The sequence below is a fragment of the Streptomyces capparidis genome, from assembly GCF_054782095.1.
Genome location: NZ_BAAGTD010000008.1, coordinates 80,451 through 96,917, shown reverse-complemented (window position 1 = coordinate 96,917; position 16,467 = coordinate 80,451). Strand labels below are relative to the sequence as shown.

The 16,467-nt window shown below is 74.3% G+C and carries 12 protein-coding genes; 4 read left to right on the top strand and 8 right to left on the bottom strand.

Annotation, left to right across the window (positions count from 1 at the left end):
- Nucleotides 1–3: 3 nt before the first annotated feature.
- Nucleotides 4–420 carry a DUF948 domain-containing protein gene (locus tag ACYVO2_RS09345; RefSeq protein WP_461007168.1) on the bottom strand — a complete coding sequence of 139 codons (417 nt, stop codon included), beginning with the start codon at nt 418–420 and terminating at the stop codon, nt 4–6.
- Nucleotides 421–807: 387 nt separating this feature from the next.
- Here ACYVO2_RS09345 and ACYVO2_RS09340 point away from each other — a divergent pair, with 387 nt between their 5' ends.
- Entirely contained in the window at nt 808–2,958 is a 2,151-nt protein-coding gene (locus tag ACYVO2_RS09340; RefSeq protein WP_461007167.1) for an ATP-binding protein, read from the top strand.
- A 63-nt stretch (nt 2,959–3,021) separates the two neighbouring features.
- Here the strand turns inward: ACYVO2_RS09340 and rpsD are convergent, their stop codons facing one another.
- On the bottom strand, nt 3,022–3,636 hold the full coding sequence (gene rpsD, locus ACYVO2_RS09335) for a 30S ribosomal protein S4 (protein ID WP_461007166.1): 615 nt from the start codon (nt 3,634–3,636) through the stop codon (nt 3,022–3,024).
- A gap of 78 nt (nt 3,637–3,714) precedes the next feature.
- Between rpsD and ACYVO2_RS09330 the strand changes: the two genes are divergently transcribed.
- Nucleotides 3,715–4,653, top strand: coding sequence for a DUF2470 domain-containing protein (locus tag ACYVO2_RS09330; RefSeq protein ID WP_461007165.1), 939 nt, complete (start codon nt 3,715–3,717; stop codon nt 4,651–4,653).
- A 10-nt stretch (nt 4,654–4,663) separates the two neighbouring features.
- On the opposite strand, the gene ACYVO2_RS09325 is transcribed toward ACYVO2_RS09330, so the two are convergent.
- The 5 genes from ACYVO2_RS09325 to ACYVO2_RS09305 form a co-directional block, all read right to left on the bottom strand.
- Entirely contained in the window at nt 4,664–6,091 is a 1,428-nt protein-coding gene (locus tag ACYVO2_RS09325; protein WP_461007164.1) for a replication-associated recombination protein A, read from the bottom strand.
- A gap of 53 nt (nt 6,092–6,144) precedes the next feature.
- Complete coding sequence (locus tag ACYVO2_RS09320) at nt 6,145–6,798, bottom strand: vitamin K epoxide reductase family protein (RefSeq protein ID WP_461007163.1); 654 nt, start codon at nt 6,796–6,798, stop codon at nt 6,145–6,147.
- Nucleotides 6,799–7,242: 444 nt separating this feature from the next.
- On the bottom strand, nt 7,243–9,003 hold the full coding sequence (gene aspS / locus ACYVO2_RS09315) for an aspartate--tRNA ligase (RefSeq protein ID WP_461007162.1): 1,761 nt from the start codon (nt 9,001–9,003) through the stop codon (nt 7,243–7,245).
- Nucleotides 9,000–10,259 carry a histidine--tRNA ligase gene (gene hisS / locus ACYVO2_RS09310; protein ID WP_461007161.1) on the bottom strand — a complete coding sequence of 420 codons (1,260 nt, stop codon included), beginning with the start codon at nt 10,257–10,259 and terminating at the stop codon, nt 9,000–9,002. The genes aspS and hisS overlap by 4 nt, the downstream gene beginning before the upstream one ends.
- Nucleotides 10,260–10,272: 13 nt before the next feature.
- Nucleotides 10,273–10,992 (bottom strand): MBL fold metallo-hydrolase, encoded by a 720-nt coding sequence (locus ACYVO2_RS09305; protein ID WP_461007160.1) that lies wholly within the window; start codon nt 10,990–10,992, stop codon nt 10,273–10,275.
- Between the two features lie 184 nt (nt 10,993–11,176).
- Between ACYVO2_RS09305 and ACYVO2_RS09300 the strand changes: the two genes are divergently transcribed.
- Both ACYVO2_RS09300 and ACYVO2_RS09295 read left to right on the top strand, forming a co-directional pair.
- Nucleotides 11,177–12,031 (top strand): peptidylprolyl isomerase, encoded by an 855-nt coding sequence (locus ACYVO2_RS09300; protein WP_461007159.1) that lies wholly within the window; start codon nt 11,177–11,179, stop codon nt 12,029–12,031.
- A 325-nt stretch (nt 12,032–12,356) separates the two neighbouring features.
- Nucleotides 12,357–13,586 carry a DUF349 domain-containing protein gene (locus ACYVO2_RS09295; protein ID WP_461007158.1) on the top strand — a complete coding sequence of 410 codons (1,230 nt, stop codon included), beginning with the start codon at nt 12,357–12,359 and terminating at the stop codon, nt 13,584–13,586.
- Nucleotides 13,587–13,831: 245 nt separating this feature from the next.
- On the opposite strand, the gene ACYVO2_RS09290 is transcribed toward ACYVO2_RS09295, so the two are convergent.
- On the bottom strand, nt 13,832–16,375 hold the full coding sequence (locus ACYVO2_RS09290; RefSeq protein WP_461007157.1) for a RelA/SpoT family protein: 2,544 nt from the start codon (nt 16,373–16,375) through the stop codon (nt 13,832–13,834).
- Between the last annotated feature and the right edge of the window lie 92 nt (nt 16,376–16,467).

The following is a 16,467-nucleotide window of genomic DNA, read 5'->3' as shown; positions in this document are numbered from 1 at the left end:
CCTCTAGCCCTTCGGTCCGCGGGGCCCACGGCCGCTGCCGAGCTCGCCCCGCACATTGGTGGTGTCCTGCCGGCCGCGAGCCGCGGCGCTCGCCCGCCGCACCCCGTGCCCGAACGCGGCGACCTTCACCAGCGGCCCGCCGAGCGCGGCGTTGACCGTGGTGGACAGGGCGGAGGCGTTCGCGGTGACGCGCTGGACGTCGGCGGTGATCTCGTCCACCCGCCCCAACTGCTCCTCGGTGCGCCGGATCGTCTCGGCGGCACCGCCGAGCAGGGGCGCGGTCTGGTCCGCGACGCCCGCCACGAGCCGGGCGGTCTGCCGCAGCAGCCGGGCGGCCCGGAGCAGGGCCACGGCGAGGAAGGCCACCAGGACCGCCCACAGTCCGGCGACGACGAGACCTGCCACCTCTCCTGCGGACACCTTGCTCGCTCCCTGTGCTGTCGTCTGCGCGTGCTCCGTCTGCGCGTGCTGTCGTCCGCGCGTGCTCCGTCTCGCGGCGGAACCCCGCCCGGCGGCCGGGACGGCGGCGGGCGGCCGCTGCCGCAGATCCGCCCCGGTGGTCCTGCCGGTCGTGCTCGCCACTCCGCGTGGCCGGCAGGTATCGACCTTATCGCGCCCCGCCGGTGGATCCGTACCGGTTACCCGGCGCGGGGCGAAACCCTGTGCGGTGCCCCACCCGGCGACCGGACGGGGCCGGTGGGGGCCGAGGGGCGGGCGGGGCGGCACCCGGTGCCCCTTTCGGGGCCGGCCGGTCCGATGCGCGGGGTTTGTACGCTGCGCACTCAGGCAAGTACGCTCCGTGAGAACATGTGTCGAAGACGAGCCACCCCTCACGCCACCCCCGCCGCCGCGGTGCTCGGGAACCTGCCCGCGGAGATGGACGGCTTCGTCGGCAGGCAGCGCGAGCTCGCCGAGGTCGGGCGACTGCTGGAGCGGGCCAGGACGGTGACCGTCACCGGCCCCGGCGGCGTCGGCAAGAGCCGTCTCGCGCTGCGGGCCGCCGCCGCGGCGCGCCACCGGTTCCCCGGCGGCGCCTGGCTGGTGGAGCTGTCCGCCCTCGGCGGCCCGGAGCAGGTCGGGCCCGCGGTGGCCGCGGCGCTCGGGCTCGCCCCAGGCTCGGGGCGGCCGCGCGAGGCGCTGGGCGAGCACCTGGCCGGGCGCGAGCTGCTGCTGGTCCTCGACGCCTGCGAGCACCTGGTGCAGGAGTGCGCCGACCTCGTCGGCGAGCTGCTGCGGCGGGCGCCCGGCCTGCGGGTGCTGGCCACCAGCCGCCAGCCGCTCGGCGTGTGCGGCGAGCACGGCCTGCCGCTGGCGCCGCTCGGCGACGACGCCGTGGCGCTGTTCGAGGAGCGGGCGGGCGCGGTCGTCCCCGGCTTTCGCGTGCACGACGGCAACCGGGCCGCCGTCGTCGAGCTGTGCCGCCGCCTGGACGGCATCCCGCTGGCGGTGGAGCTGGCCGCCGGGCGGCTGCGCGCGCTGTCCCTGGAGCAGTTGCTGGCCCGGCTCCACGACCGGTTCGGGCTGCTCACCGACGGCAGCCGCACCGCGCCGCCGCGCCACCGGGCGCTGCGCACCGCGATCGGCTGGAGCCACGAGCTGTGCACCCCGCAGGAGCGGCTGCTGTGGAGCAGGCTGTCGGTGTTCGCCGGGGACTTCGACCTGGAGGCCGCCGAGTACGTGTGCGCCGACCGCCAGTTGCCCGGGCAGGAGGTGCTCGGCCTGCTCGCGGACCTGGTGGCCAAGTCGGTGGCGGCGCGCGAGGACGGGCCCGCGGGGGTGCGGTACCGGCTGCTGGAGACGGTGCGCGAGTACGGGGCGGGCTGGCTGGCCCGGCTCGGTGAGGGCGAGCGGCTGCGGCGGCGGCACCGCGACTGGTACCTGGGCCTGGTCACCTGGGGGGAGGCGGACTGGTTCAGTCGGCGGCAGGGCGAGGTGGCGGCCCGGGTGGAGCGCGAGTCGGCCAACATCCGCCTGGCGCTGGAGTTCAGCCTGGCCACGCCCGGCGAGGCCAGGTTCGGGCAGTACATGGCGGGCGCGCTGTGGTTCCACTGGGCGGGCTGCGGGCGGCTCACCGAGGGGCGGCAGTGGCTGGACCGCGCGCTGGAGCTGCCGGCGAGCAGCGGGGAGGCGCACGCCAAGGCGCTGCTCGCGGCCGGGCACCTGGCGCTGCTCCAGGGCAGCACCCGGCGGGCGCGGCGGCTGCTGCGCGAGTGCGAGGAGCGGGCGCTGGCCCGGCGCGACCCGGCGGCCGCGGCCGGCGCCCGGCACCGCCTGGGCTCGCTGGCGCTGGCCACCGACGACCTGCCGCGCGCCGAGGAGCTGCTGCGCGAGGCGCTGCGGGCGTACCACGAGCTCGGGGAGCCGGTGGGCGCGCAGGTCATGGCGCAGAACGAGCTGGCGCTGGCGGTGGGCTTCCAGGGGCGGCTCGACGAGGCGGTCGCGCTCGGCGACGAGGTGCGCGAGGTCTGCCGGGACCACGGCGAGCGGTGGGCGCGCGCCCACGCGCTGTACGGGCTGGGCCGGGCGGCGTGGCTGCGGGGCGCGCCGGAGCGGGCGCGGGTGCTGCTGGAGGAGGCGCTGGCCGTCCACCACGCCTTCCGCGACCTGGTGGGGGTGGCGCTGACGGTGGAGCTGCTCGCGCTGCTGACGCTGTTCGAGGGGCGGCCGGCGGAGGCGGCGCTGCTGCTGGGCGCGGCGGGCCGGGTCAGGGCCGCCGCCGGGCTCCCGGCGTGCGGTTCGCGGTACTTCGACGCGCCGCGGGCCCGCTGCGAGCGGCGGGCCAGGCAGCGGCTCGGGGACGCGCGGTTCGAGGAGGCGTTCCGGCTGGGCGGGCGGCTGGGGCTGGACGAGCTGGCGGCCAGGGCGCCGCGGGCGCCCCGGCCCGTCGCCGAGCTGCCCGCGGGCGGCCGGGACGCGCAACGGCCCGCCGTCACCCCGCCGACCGGTGCGGTCGACTGAATCGGGGCGACGGCGGGCCGTCGTCGCGTGGGACGCTGCCGCCCGGTGACGGGCGGGGTGACGTCAGCCGCGGGCGTAGTACTCCACGACGAGCTGCTCGTCGCAGATCACCGGGACCTCGCGGCGGTTCGGCTCGCGGTCCAGGCGGAAGGCCAGCGCCTTGAGGTTGACCTCGAGGTACCTCGGGGTCTCGCCCTCGCCGGCGTAGCCGCCCTCGCGGGCCACCTGGAACGGGTGCTTCTCGCGGCTGCGCTCGCGAACCATCACCACGTCGCCGGGGCGGACCTGGAAGGAGGGGCGGTCCACCTTGCGGCCGTTGACCTCGATGTGGCCGTGGACGACCATCTGGCGGGACTGGTAGATGGTGCGGGCCAGGCCGGAGCGCAGAACGAGGGCGTCGAGACGGCGCTCGAGCTCCACGATCAGGGCCTCGCCGGTCTTGCCCTGGACCTTCTTGGCGCGGTCGTAGGCACGCGAGAGCTGGGTTTCGCTGATGTCGTACTGGGCCCGCAGACGCTGCTTCTCGAGCAGACGGACCTTGTAGTCACTGCTCTGCTTGCGGCCGCGACCGTGCTGACCCGGCGGGTACGGACGGGCCTCGAAGTACTTGACAGCCTTCGGCGTCAGCGGGATGCCGAGAGCCCGGGACTTCCGGACCTTGGGCCGTGACTGGTTCACGAGGAGAAGACCTCCGGTGTAAGTTAGGTGAGGCTTACCTTACTAGAGGAGATCGTGATGTTCCGTCCCGGGAGCCCCATGCCCACTAGCCGCAACACCACCGAAGCAGTGAGCGGCAGGGAGCCGGGTCAGCCGCGCCCTCGAAAGGAAGCCGACGTTCGATCGCCCACGGCGGCCGAACGCGCACGAACCCTGATCGATGGTAACGCGTCCGCGGCACTGGACGTGCCGCGGGGGTGGCTCACCCACCCGGAGGGGGCCGTCCCCGCGGCCAGGGCGGTGCTGCCGGACGGGGACGTCCTGCTGCTGGTGGCGGGCGCCTCCCCCGCCGTCCGGGCCGCCGCCCACGCCCGGCACGACGAGCTCACCGCTGTGCTGGAGGTCACGGACGTGGCGCCGGTGGCCGTCCCCCGGCGGGTGCGCGGCCGGGTCCGGGTGACCGGCTGGCTCACCCCCGTCCGCCCCGAGGAGCGGGCGGCCTGCGCGATGCTGCTGTCCGGGCGGTACCCGGTCGGTGAGGTGCTCGGGCTGCCCGAGGGGGCCCTGGGCCTGGACGTGCTCGACGGGCCGGGGCCGCTCGGCGCCGGGTCCGGCCACGACGGGCCCCGGCCCGCCTGGACGCTGCTGCGCCTGGAGGCCGCCGAGGTGGTCGTGGAGGACCTGTGGGGCACCGACCGGGTGGACCCCGAGGCGTTCGCCGCGGCCGAGCCCGACCCGCTGGCCGCGCACGAGGCCGACCTCCTCCAGCACCTGGCCGCCGCCCACGATCCGCAGGTGCAGAGCCTGACCGCGCTGCTCGGCGACCGGCGGGGCGCGCCGGGCGAGGACGCGCCGACCGCGGTGCCGCTCGCGCTGGACCGGTTCGGGCTGCGGGTGCGGTTCCGAGGGGCCCGCGGCGCGCTGTTCGACGTCCGGTTCGAGTTCCCCGAGCCGGTCGACGGGCACGACGGGCTGCGCCACGCCATGCACGCCCTGTTCCAGGCCGCCCGCGAGGAGCAGCGGCGGCAGCGGGGGTGACCCGGGCGGCTCAGCCCGCCTCCCCACCGCCGCCCTCGCCCTCGCTCTCGCCCGCGGCCCGGCCCTCGCCGCTCCCGGCGGTGCCGCCCGTGCCGCCGGCGAGCCGTTCCCGCAGCCGCTCCACCACGTCCGCGTACCTGGCCTCCGCGCCGTAGCGGGTGGGCGCGTAGTAGCGGTGGCCGTGCACCGCGTCCGGCGCGTACTGCTGGGGGGCGACGGCGCCCGGCACGTCGTGCGGGTAGACGTAGCCGCGGCCGTGCCCGAGGCGGTCGGCGCCGCGGTAGTGGGAGTCCCGCAGATGCGGCGGCACCGGCCCGGCCAGGCCCTTGCGGACGTCGGCGATCGCCGCGTCCACCGCCAGGATCGCCGCGTTGGACTTCGGGGCGAGGGCCAGCGCGATCGTCGCCTGCGACAGCGCGATGCGCGCCTCCGGCATGCCGATCATCTGCACCGCCTGGGCGGCGGCCACCGCGGTCTGGAGCGCGGTGGGGTCGGCCAGGCCCACGTCCTCGCTCGCCGAGATCATCAGCCGGCGGGCGATGAACCGCGGGTCCTCCCCCGCCTCCACCATCCGCGCCAGGTAGTGCAGCGCCGCGTCCACGTCCGAGCCCCGGATGGACTTGATCAGCGCGCTCGCCACGTCGTAGTGCTGGTCGCCCGAGCGGTCGTACTTCACCGCCGCCCGGTCCACCGCGGCCTCGAGCGTGGCCAGGGTGATCTCCGGCTCGCCCTTGGCCAGCGCCGATCCCGCTCCCGCCTCCAGGGCGGTCAGCGCCCGGCGCGCGTCCCCTCCGGCTATCCGCAGCAGGTGCGCCTCGGCGTCCTCCGCGAGGGTGACCGCCCCGTCCAGGCCGCGCGGCGAGGTGAGGGCGCGGTGCAGCAGGCCCCTGATGTCGTCGTCGGTGAGGGCCTCGAGCGTCAGCAGCAGCGAGCGGGACAGCAGCGGCGAGATCACCGAGAAGTAGGGGTTCTCCGTGGTGGCCGCGATCAGCGTCACCCAGCGGTTCTCCACCGCGGGCAGCAGGGAGTCCTGCTGCGCCTTGCTGAAGCGGTGGATCTCGTCGAGGAACAGCACGGTCTCCCGGCCGTAGCCGCCCGTGGCGCGCTTGGCCGCGTCGATGACCGCGCGCACCTCCTTGACCCCCGCGGTGATCGCGGACAGCTCCACGAAGCGGCGGTTGGTGGCGTGGCTCACCACGTAGGCCAGGGTGGTCTTGCCCGTGCCCGGCGGGCCCCACAGGATCACCGAGGCGGGACCCGCGGGCCCGCCGCCGGCCTCGGCGACCAGGCGGCGCAGCGGCGAGCCCGCACCGAGCAGGCGCTGCTGCCCGACCACCTCGTCCAGCGTGCGGGGGCGCATCCGGACCGCCAGCGGCAGGCGGCCGGGTTCCTTCTCCGCGCGGTCCTCGGCCGCGGCGGTGAACAGGTCCGGTTCCACGCCGTGCAGCCTATGCCACGCCTGTGACAGCCCCCGCCCGGCGGCCGTCGGGGCTACAGGAGGGTCCGCCAGTAGGACCAGAAGCGGGTCAGCACCAGCATGGCGATCACCAGGTACCAGGTGACGACGATCACCCAGTGGAACTCCAGTACCGCGGCCACCGCCCGCCGCCCGCGCGCGCCCAGCGGGATCACGCCGTGCCTGAGGTTGTGCAGGGTGACGTAGACGAACATCGGGATGGTCGCCGCCCAGGCCACCATGCAGTACGGGCACAGGGCGCCGATGGTGTACAGCGACTCGTAGACCAGCCAGTGGATGAAGCCCACCCCGAACAGCACGCCGAGCTGCGCGCACGCCCAGAACCAGGGCCGCATGCGCGCCCCGGCCAGCAGGGCGGCCCCGATGGCGGCGATCACCGCGTAGCCGGCCAGGCCCAGGTACATGTTGGGGAAGCCGAACGCCGACGCCTGGTCGGTGCGCATCACCGAGCCGCAACTGAGCACCGGGTTGATGCTGCAACTGGGGACGTACGACGGGTCCTCCAGCAGCCGGATCTTCTCCACCGCCAGCACGAACGCGGCGAGCAGCCCGACGGCCCCGGTGACCACGAGCAGCCAGGCGAAGGGCCGCCCGCCTCCGACGGGCCCGCCGCGCCGGTCGGCGGCGGAGGGGGCGTGGGGGGTCGCGTGTGCGGTGGTCGTCGTCATGGGCGGTCCGCTCTCGGAGTGCCGGTTCGTCTGCCGGGTGGCCACAGTGTCCAACGCCCCCGGGGGCCGGGGAGTGCCGATCGGCCCCCTTTTCCCGCTGGGTGTCCCGTTGTGGGAACGAGGAGGGCGGGCGGGGGGACACGGCCGGTGCGCGGGCGCGCGGGGGCGGAGCGGACCGCGCGGGGCGCGGGAGGCGGCGCAGCGGGACCGACGGGATCGGCGGGATGGGTGCGGCGGCTCGCGGACCGGGCGCGCGGGGGCGCGGGACGCCCGCGCACCCGGGAGTGCGCGGCGCGCGGTCCCGGCGTCGCCGAGGCGAGACACGGAGACGGGAAACGGCCGGGGGCGGCGGTCCCACAGCCGCCCCCGGCCGCCGCGCTCCCCCGCCGCCACCGTCCCGGGGGAGATGGCAGCCGGGAAGCGCACCCCGTGGAGCCCGCCCCGTTACTCGGCGCCCTTCGGCTTAGCGTCCACCCCGGCCTCGCGCCGCTGCTGCGGGGTGATCGGGGTGGGGGCGCCCGTGAGCGGGTCGCCGCCGGTGGAGGTCTTCGGGAAGGCGATCACGTCCCGGATCGACTCCGAACCGGTGGCCAGCGCCACGATCCGGTCGAGCCCGAACGCGATCCCGCCGTGCGGCGGCGGCCCGTAGTTGAACGCCTCCAGCAGGAAGCCGAACTGCGACTGGGCCTCCTCCTCCGACAGCCCGATGGCGCGGAAGGCCCGCTGCTGCGTCTCCCGGTCGTGGATACGGATCGACCCGCCGCCGAGCTCGGTGCCGTTGAGCACCAGGTCGTAGGCGTTGGACAGGGCGCTGCCCGGGTCCTTGTCGAACGACTCCAGGCTCTGCGGCGCGGGAGCGGTGAACGGGTGGTGCAGCGGGGTCCAGCCGACCTCGTTGCCCTGCTCGTCCTCGACCGGCTCGAACATGGGGAAGTCCACGACCCACAGGAACTCCCACCGGGACTCGTCCACCAGCCCGCAGCGGCGGCCGATCTCCAGCCGGGCGGCGCCCAGCAGCTCCTGCGAGGCGGTGCGCTTGCCCGCCGCGAAGAAGACCGCGTCGCCCTTGGCCGCGCCGGTGGCCTCGGCGAGCCCGGCCAGGTGCTCGGCGGAGAGGTTCTTGGCGACGGGGCCGCGCGGCTCGCCGGTCTCGGCGTCCAGCAGCACGTACGCCAGGCCCTTGGCGCCGCGGGAGCGGGCCCACTCCTGCCAGGCGTCCAGCTCGCGCCGGGTCTGGGCGGCGCCGCCCGGCATCACCACGGCACCGACGTAGGGCGCCTGGAAGACCCGGAAGGAGCTGCCGGCGAAGTACTCGGTGAGGTCGGTCAGCTCCTGGCCGAAGCGGACGTCCGGCTTGTCGGAGCCGTAGCGCGCCATCGCGTCGGCGTAGGTGATGCGCGGCAGGGGGCGCGGCACCTCGTGGCCGTGCACCTCCTTCCAGATCCGAGCGATCACCTCCTCGCCGACGCGCAGCACGTCCTCCTGCTCGGCGAAGGACATCTCCACGTCGAGCTGGGTGAACTCCGGCTGCCGGTCGGCGCGGAAGTCCTCGTCCCGGAAGCAGCGGGCGATCTGGTAGTACCGCTCGAGCCCGGCGACCATCAGCAGTTGCTTGAACAACTGCGGGGACTGCGGCAGCGCGTACCAGTGGCCGGGCTGGAGCCGCACCGGCACCAGGAAGTCGCGGGCGCCCTCGGGGGTGGAGCGGGTCAGGTACGGCGTCTCGACGTCGAGGAAGCCGTTCTCCTCCATGACCGTGCGGATGACGTGGCTGATCCGCGAGCGGGTGCGCAGCGCCCGGGCGGGGCCCTCGCGGCGCAGGTCGAGGTAGCGGTACTTCAGCCGCACCTCCTCGTTGACCGTGCCCGGCTCGTACTCGGCGACGGGGAAGGGCAGCGGCGCGGCCTCCGAGAGCACGGACAGCTCGGCGACGACGACCTCGACCTCGCCGGTGGGCAGGTCCGGGTTCTCGTTGCCCGCGGGCCTGATCCGCACCTCGCCGGTGACCTTGACGCAGTACTCGGCGCGCAGCCCGTGCACGGAGTCCAGGTCCCGCACCACCACCTGGACCGTGCCGGAGCCGTCGCGCAGATCGATGAACGCGACCCCGCCGTGGTCCCGGCGCCGGGCGACCCACCCGGCGAGCGTCACGGTGGTGCCGGCGTCGCTCGCGCGGAGCGCCCCGGCGTCATGGGTGCGGATCACTGAAGCTTCTCCTTGATCGTGGTGACGAGGGAGTCGAGGGCGACCGGGGTCTGGTCGCCGGTGGTGAGGTCCTTGAGCTGGACGACGCCCTCGGCGAGGTCCCGCTCCCCGGCCACCAGCGCGTAGCGGGCTCCGGAGCGGTCGGCGGACTTCATGGCGTTCTTCAGGCCCTTGCCGCCGAAGGCGAAGTCGGCGGCGACCCCCTCGCGGCGCAGTCGGGTCACCACGGCGAACAGCTCCTGCCTGGCGCCCTCGCCCAGCGGCACGGCGAAGATCCGAGTGCGCGGGGGCAGGGACGGCTCGACGCCCTCGGCCTTCAGCGCCAGCACCGTGCGGTCCACGCCGAGGGCCCAGCCGACGGACGGCAGGGGCGGGCCGCCGAGCATCTCCGACAGGCCGTCGTAGCGGCCGCCGCCGCCGACCGCGGACTGGGCGCCGAGGCCGTCGTGGACGAACTCGAAGGTGGTGCGGGTGTAGTAGTCCAGGCCGCGCACCAGCCGCGGGTCGTCCTCGAACGCCACGCTGGCCGCGGTGAGCAGGGAGCGCACCTGCTCGTGGTAGCCCTTGCAGGCCTCGCACAGGTGGTCGCGCATCAGCGGGGCGTCGGCGAGCCGTTCGCGGACCTGGGGGCGCTTGTCGTCGAGCACCCGCAGCGGGTTGATCTCGACGCGGCGGCGGGTCTCCTCGTCCAGGTCGAGGCCGCGCAGGAAGTCCTGGAGCGCGGCGCGGTAGGCCGGGCGGCACTCGCGGTCGCCGAGGGTGTTGAGCAGGACCCGGAAGGCGCGCAGGCCCAGGGAGCGGTAGGCGTCCACGGCCAGGATGATCAGCTCCGCGTCGAGCACCGGGTCCTCGGCGCCCAGCACCTCGGCGCCGACCTGGGAGAAGTGGCGGTAGCGGCCGGCCTGCGGCCGCTCGTAGCGGTAGTAGGAGCCGGAGTACCACAGCTTCACCGGCAGCGCCCCGCGGTGCAGGTTGCGCTGGAGCGCGGCGCGCAGCACGGACGCGGTGCCCTCGGGCCGCAGCGACAGGGTGTCGCCGCCGCGGGTGGTGAAGGTGTACATCTCCTTGGTGACGATGTCGGTGGACTCGCCGACGCCGCGGGCGAACAGCGCGGTGTCCTCGAAGGTCGGGGTCTCCACATAGCCGTATCCGGCGCGGCGCAGCGGAGCGGCCAGGGCCTCGCGCACGGCGAGGAACACCTCGGAGTCCGGCGGGATCAGGTCGTAGGTGCCCTTGGGGGCGGAGAAGGTGCTCACGGGTTCTTGGTCGTCACAATCCTCGTCGCGGCGCCGCCTGCCCGGCGGCGCCTTCGGGCGCCTGCGCGGCCACCTGCCGCAGGAACGGGTTGGTGGCGCGCTCGCGGCCGATGCTGGTCTGGGGGCCGTGCCCGGCGAGGACCACGGTGGAGTCGTCCAGCGGCAGGCACACGCGGGCCAGGGACCGCAGGATCTCGGCGTGGTCCCCGCCGGGAAGGTCGGTGCGTCCGATGGAGCCGGCGAACAGCAGGTCGCCCGAGAAGAACACCGACGGCACGTCGGCCTGTTCGGGCAGCCGGAAGGTCACCGACCCCTTGGTATGGCCGGGTGCGTGCGCGACGGAGAACGTCAGGCCCGCGAGCGCGAGCGTGGCGCCGTCGGTGAGCTCCTCGACGTCGCTGGGCTCGCCCACGGTCAGCCCGCCGAGGATCTGCGCCCCGATCGACCGGCCGAGCGCCTTCCCGGGATCGCTCATCATGTAGCGGTCCTCGGGGTGGATCCAGGCGGGGACGTCGTGGGCGCCGCAGACGGGCACCACGGAGGCGACGTGGTCGATGTGGCCGTGGGTGAGGATGACGGCGACGGGCTTCAGCCGGTGCTCGCGGACCAGCTCCTCGACTCCGTCCGCGGCCTGGTGGCCCGGGTCGATGATCACGCACTCCTCACCCGCGGCGGGGGCGACGAGGTAGCAGTTCGTCCCCCAGGCCCCGGCGGGGAACCCGGCAATGAGCACGTTCGTCCTCTGATCGTCAATGGGCGTTTTCGGCAGGGTCCGAGCCTACCGGCGGCGCCGGGCCGATCGCGAACCAGATCACGCGCCTCATGCCTACACTGTGCGCCGATACCGGCGCGTAGAGCAGGTCCGCGGCGCCTGAGAAGACCTGACAACAGCGGCCGACAAGAAGGGGAGCGAATCGGTGGTCAGCAAGGACAAGCGGAAGCGCCAGCTCGCGCGCGCCAAGTACGAGCGCCAGCAGCAGCGCCGGGCCGAGCTGCGGGGCCGCGCCAGGAGGCGCAACGTGGTGATCGCCTCGGTGCTCGCGGTGGTGCTGGCCGCGAGCGGCGCGGCGTGGGCGTCCGTCGCCCTGCTCGGGGACGACGACGACGGCGGCAACCAGGCCGCCGCGACGCCGTCGGCGCCCACCTCCGCGCCGGCGAGCCCCAGCAAGGTGCCCGACCCCTGCGGGAAGCCGGCGAAGGGGTCGCCGTCGAAGAAGCAGTTCGACAAGGAGCCCGCGCTCACGGTGGACAAGAAGGCCACCTACACGATGACGCTGGACACCACCTGCGGGGACATCACGATCGAGATGGACGCGGCCAAGGCCCCCCGCACGGTGAACTCCTTCGCGTTCCTGGCCGAGGAGAAGTACTTCGACCACTCCTCCTGCCACCGGCTGGTCACCCAGGGCATCTACGTGCTCCAGTGCGGCGACCCGACGGGGCAGGGCGCGGGCAGCCCCGGCTACACCATCCCGGACGAGAACCTGAACGACCCGCTGATCAAGAACAACACCTACCCGGCGGGCACCGTGGCGATGGCCAACCAGTACAACGCGCAGACCAAGCAGGGCCGCAACACCGGCGGCGCCCAGTTCTTCCTGGTGTTCCAGGACAGCCAGCTTCCGCCGGACTACACCCCGTTCGGCAAGGTCACCGGCGGGATGGACGTGCTGAAGAAGATCGCGAAGGCAGGCACGCAGTCCGGCACGCCCGACGGGCCGCCGAACGCGACCGTGGTCGTCGACCGGCTGACGGTGGCGAAGAAGGACTAGCGCGAGCCCGTCCGGGCCCCGGCGCGCCGGGAGAGCAAACTTCGGCAGTGCGGGATGCGGACAGCGCCGCCGCCGGTCGCCTATGTTGGGCGTATGTCAGGGCGCCGCGCCGACGGCCGCCGTCCTGACACGCCTGACCAGCCAGGACGGACCTGACCAGCCGGCAGCGAGGCCGGTCGCGGACCGGCCCAGGCACGGCCCGGCCGGGCGAGCCCCTTCCTCCGTGCAGGGAGTGGGCCCCTCCTCCCCGAAGGGGGCGAGGAGGGAGGAACTGTGGACGATGCCCCGTGTGGGAACCACCGGGCATCACGTAGGAGGAGGCGCTGTGACCAGCGACCCATGGGGCCGCGTCGACGAGCAGGGGACCGTGTACGTGCGCACGGCCGACGGTGAGCGTGTCGTCGGATCGTGGCAGGCGGGCTCCCCCGAGGAGGCCCTCGCCTACTTCGAGCGCAAGTACGAGGGCCTCGCCGTGGAGATCGGTCTCCTCGAGCGGCGGGTGAAGACGACGGACCTGTCCCCCAAGGACGCGCTGACCGCCATCGACCACCTGCGCGCCACGGTGGACGAGGCGCACGCGGTGGGTGACCTGGAGGCCCTGTCCCGGCGTCTGGACGCGCTGGTGGAGGTCGTGGAGGCCCGCCGGGAGGAGCGCAGGGCCGAGAAGGCCAAGGCCGCGGAGGAGGCCAGGCAGGCCAAGGAGCGCCTGGTCGCCGAGGCCGAGGAGCTGGCCGTCAGCGAGCAGTGGCGGGTGGCGGGCGAGCGGCTGCGCTCGCTGGTGGACACCTGGAAGAGCCTGCCCCGCTTGGACCGCAAGACCGACGACGAGCTGTGGCACCGCTTCAGCCACGCCCGCTCGGCGTTCTCCAAGCGGCGCAAGGCGCACTTCGCCTCGCTGGACGCGCAGCGCGACGAGGCGCGGCGCCGCAAGGAGAAGCTGGTGCAGGAGGCCGAGGCGCTGTCCGACTCCACGGACTGGGGTGCGACCGCGGCCAGGTACCGCGAGTTGATGACCGAGTGGAAGGCCGCGGGCCGGGCCCAGCGCGAGGTCGAGGACGAGCTGTGGAACCGCTTCCGCGGCGCGCAGGACGTGTTCTTCCAGGCCCGCTCCCAGGTGTTCGCCGAGCGGGACGCCGAGCAGCGGGAGAACCTCACCCGCAAGGAGGAACTGGTCGCCGAGGCCGAGAAGCTGCTGCCGGTCGGCGACCTGAAGGCGGCCAGGGCCGCGTTCCGGTCGATCAACGAGCGGTGGGAGCAGATCGGGCACGTGCCCAGGGACGCCCGGCCCCGGATCGAGGCGCGGCTGCACGCGGTGGAGCGGGCGATCCACGAGGCCGAGGAGGCCGAGTGGCGCCGCACCAACCCGGAGGCCCGGGCCCGCGCGGCGGGCCTGACCGGTCAGCTCCAGGCCGCGGTGGACAAGCTGCGCGGCCAGGTGGAGGCGGCCCGCGCGGCCGGGAACGACGCCAAGGCGCAGAAGCTGGAGGCGGAGCTCGCCGGCCGTGAGGCGCTGCTCCAGCAGGCGCTGAAGGGGCTGGAGGAGTTCGGCGGCTGAGGGACGGCTCGCCGCCGGGGACGTTCGGCGGCGCGGACGGCCCGGAACCTCGCGGTTCCGGGCCGTCCGGCTTTCTGCGCTGCCTCACGGGGGCGGGAGGGGGATTCCCCCGGAGGCCAGGGGGCTTCGCCCCCTGGACCCCCACCGGGGGCTCCGCCCCCCGGGCCCCATTGGGAGGGCGGCTCCGGTCGGTCCACCGAGAGGCTTCGCCCCGAGGTCCCGTCGGGGAAGGTGGCCACGGCCCGCTAGCGCGACTGACGGGCCGAGGTCACGCGGTACACGTCGTAGACGCCCTCCACTCCGCGCACCGCCTTCAGGACGTGGCCCAGGTGCTTGGGGTCGCCCATCTCGAAGGTGAAGCGGGAGGTGGCGACCCGGTCGCGGCTGGTCTGCACGGCCGCGGAGAGGATGTTGACGTGCTGGTCGGACAGCACCCGCGTGACGTCCGACAGCAGCCGGGACCGGTCGAGCGCCTCGACCTGGATGGCCACGAGGAACACCGACGACTGGGTGGGTGCCCACTCCACGTCCAGGATCCGCTCCGGCTCCCGGGACAGCGACTCGACGTTGACGCAGTCGGCGCGGTGCACCGACACCCCGTTGCCGCGGGTGACGAAGCCGATGATCGGGTCCCCGGGCACGGGGGTGCAGCAGCGGGACAGCTTCACCCACACGTCGTCCGCGCCCTTGACGACCACGCCCGGGTCGCCCGCGGGGCGGCGCCTGCGGCTGCGCGGCGAGGGGGTGGTGACCTCCGCGATGTCCTCGGTCGCGCCCTCCTCGCCGCCGAGCGCCTGCACCAGCTTCTGCACCACCGTCTGCGCCCCGACGTGGCCCTCGCCGATGGCGGCGTACAGGGCCGAGATGTCGGGGTAGCGCATCTCGTGGGCGAGCGTGACCAGGGAGTCCCCGGTGAGCACCCGCTGGATCGGCAGGTTCTGCTTGCGCATCGCCCGGGCGATGGCCTCCTTGCCCTGCTCGATCGCCTCCTCGCGGCGCTCCTTGGAGAACCAGGCGCGGATCTTGTTGCGGGCGCGCGGCGACTTCACGAAGCTCAGCCAGTCCCGGCTGGGCCCGGCGCCCGGGGCCTTGGAGGTGAACACCTCCACCAGGTCGCCGTTGTCGAGCTTGCTCTCCAGCGGCACCAGGCGCCCGTTGACCCGGGCGCCGATGGTGCGGTGGCCGACCTCGGTGTGCACCGCGTACGCGAAGTCCACGGGGGTGGCGCCCGCGGGCAGGGCTATCACATCACCCTTGGGGGTGAAGACGAACACCTCGTTGCGGGACAGGTCGAACCGCAGCGACTCCAGGAACTCGCCCGGGTCCTCCGTCTCCTTCTGCCAGTCCAGCAGTTGCCGCAGCCACGCCATGTCGTTGACCGCGTCCGCCTTGTCGCCGCGGCGGGGCGCGCGCGGGGTGTCGGTGCGCACCTTGGAGGCGCCCGCGACCGCGTCCTGCTTGTACTTCCAGTGCGCCGCGATGCCGTACTCCGCGCGGCGGTGCATGTCGAAGGTGCGGATCTGGAGCTCGACCGGCTTGCCCTGCGGCCCGATGACCGTCGTGTGCAACGACTGGTACATGTTGAACTTGGGCATCGCGATGTAGTCCTTGAACCGGCCGGGGACCGGGTTCCACCGCGCGTGGATGGTGCCCAGGGCCGCGTAGCAGTCGCGCACGCTGTCCACCAGCACCCGGATGCCCACCAGGTCGTAGATCTCGGCGAAGTCGCGGCCCCGGACGATCATCTTCTGGTAGACGCTGTAGTAGTGCTTGGGGCGCCCGGTGACCGTCGCCTTGATGCGGGCGGCGCGCAGGTCCTGCTGGACCTGGTCGGTGACGACGGCGAGGTACTCGTCCCGCTTGGGCGCCCGCTCGGCGACCAGGCGCACGATCTCGTCGTACATCTTGGGGTAGAGGATGGCGAAGGCCAGGTCCTCCAGCTCCCACTTGATGGTGTTCATGCCCAGCCGGTGCGCCAGCGGGGCGTAGATCTCCAGGGTCTCGCGGGCCTTCTTCTCCTGCTTCTCCCGCTTCAGGTAGCGCATGGTGCGCATGTTGTGCAGGCGGTCGGCCAGCTTGATCACCAGGACCCGCGGGTCCTTGGCCATGGCGACGACCATCTTGCGGACGGTCTCGGCCTGCGCGGCCTCGCCGAACTTCACCTTGTCGAGCTTGGTGACGCCGTCCACCAGCAGGGCGACCTGGTCGCCGAAGTCGCGGCGCAGCGCCTCCAGCCCGTAGTCGGTGTCCTCCACCGTGTCGTGCAGCAGCCCGGCCATCAGCGTCGCCGGGTCCATGCCGAGCTCGGCGAGGATGGTGGTGACGGCGAGGGGGTGGGTGATGTACGGGTCGCCGCTCTTGCGCTTCTGACCGCGGTGCCAGCGCTCGGCGACCTGGTAGGCGCGCTCGATCTGCCGCAGGTCGGTCTTGGGGTCGTTGCTGCGCACTATCCGCAGCAGCGGCTCGAGCACCGGGTTGTACGGGCTGCTGCGCTGGACGCCGAGGCGGGCGAGGCGGGCGCGCACGCGGTTGGACGACGGCTGGCGCAGCCCGGAGAGCGCGGCGGCGGAGGCGCCCTGCGGGGCGGGGCGGACGCGCGGCGGCTCGGCGGGGCGCCCGGGAGGGGCGGCGGGGGCGGACGGCCCGGAGGGCGCCGGGGGCGCCGCGGGGGCGGGCGCCGCCTCGGGGGCGGCGGGCCGGCGGCCGGCCGGCTCACGCCGGTCGCCCGCGTCGTGCTGGTCCCCGGCGGTGCGCGGGCTTGCGGTCAGCGGCTGGGCCTTGTCGGACAAGAGAACTCCTTACAGGCCCCTCCTGCCTGGGGAGGGCAGAAGGCAGGGTCCGGGCATCCATGGTAGCGACGTGATGCGCACAAGTGCCCTCG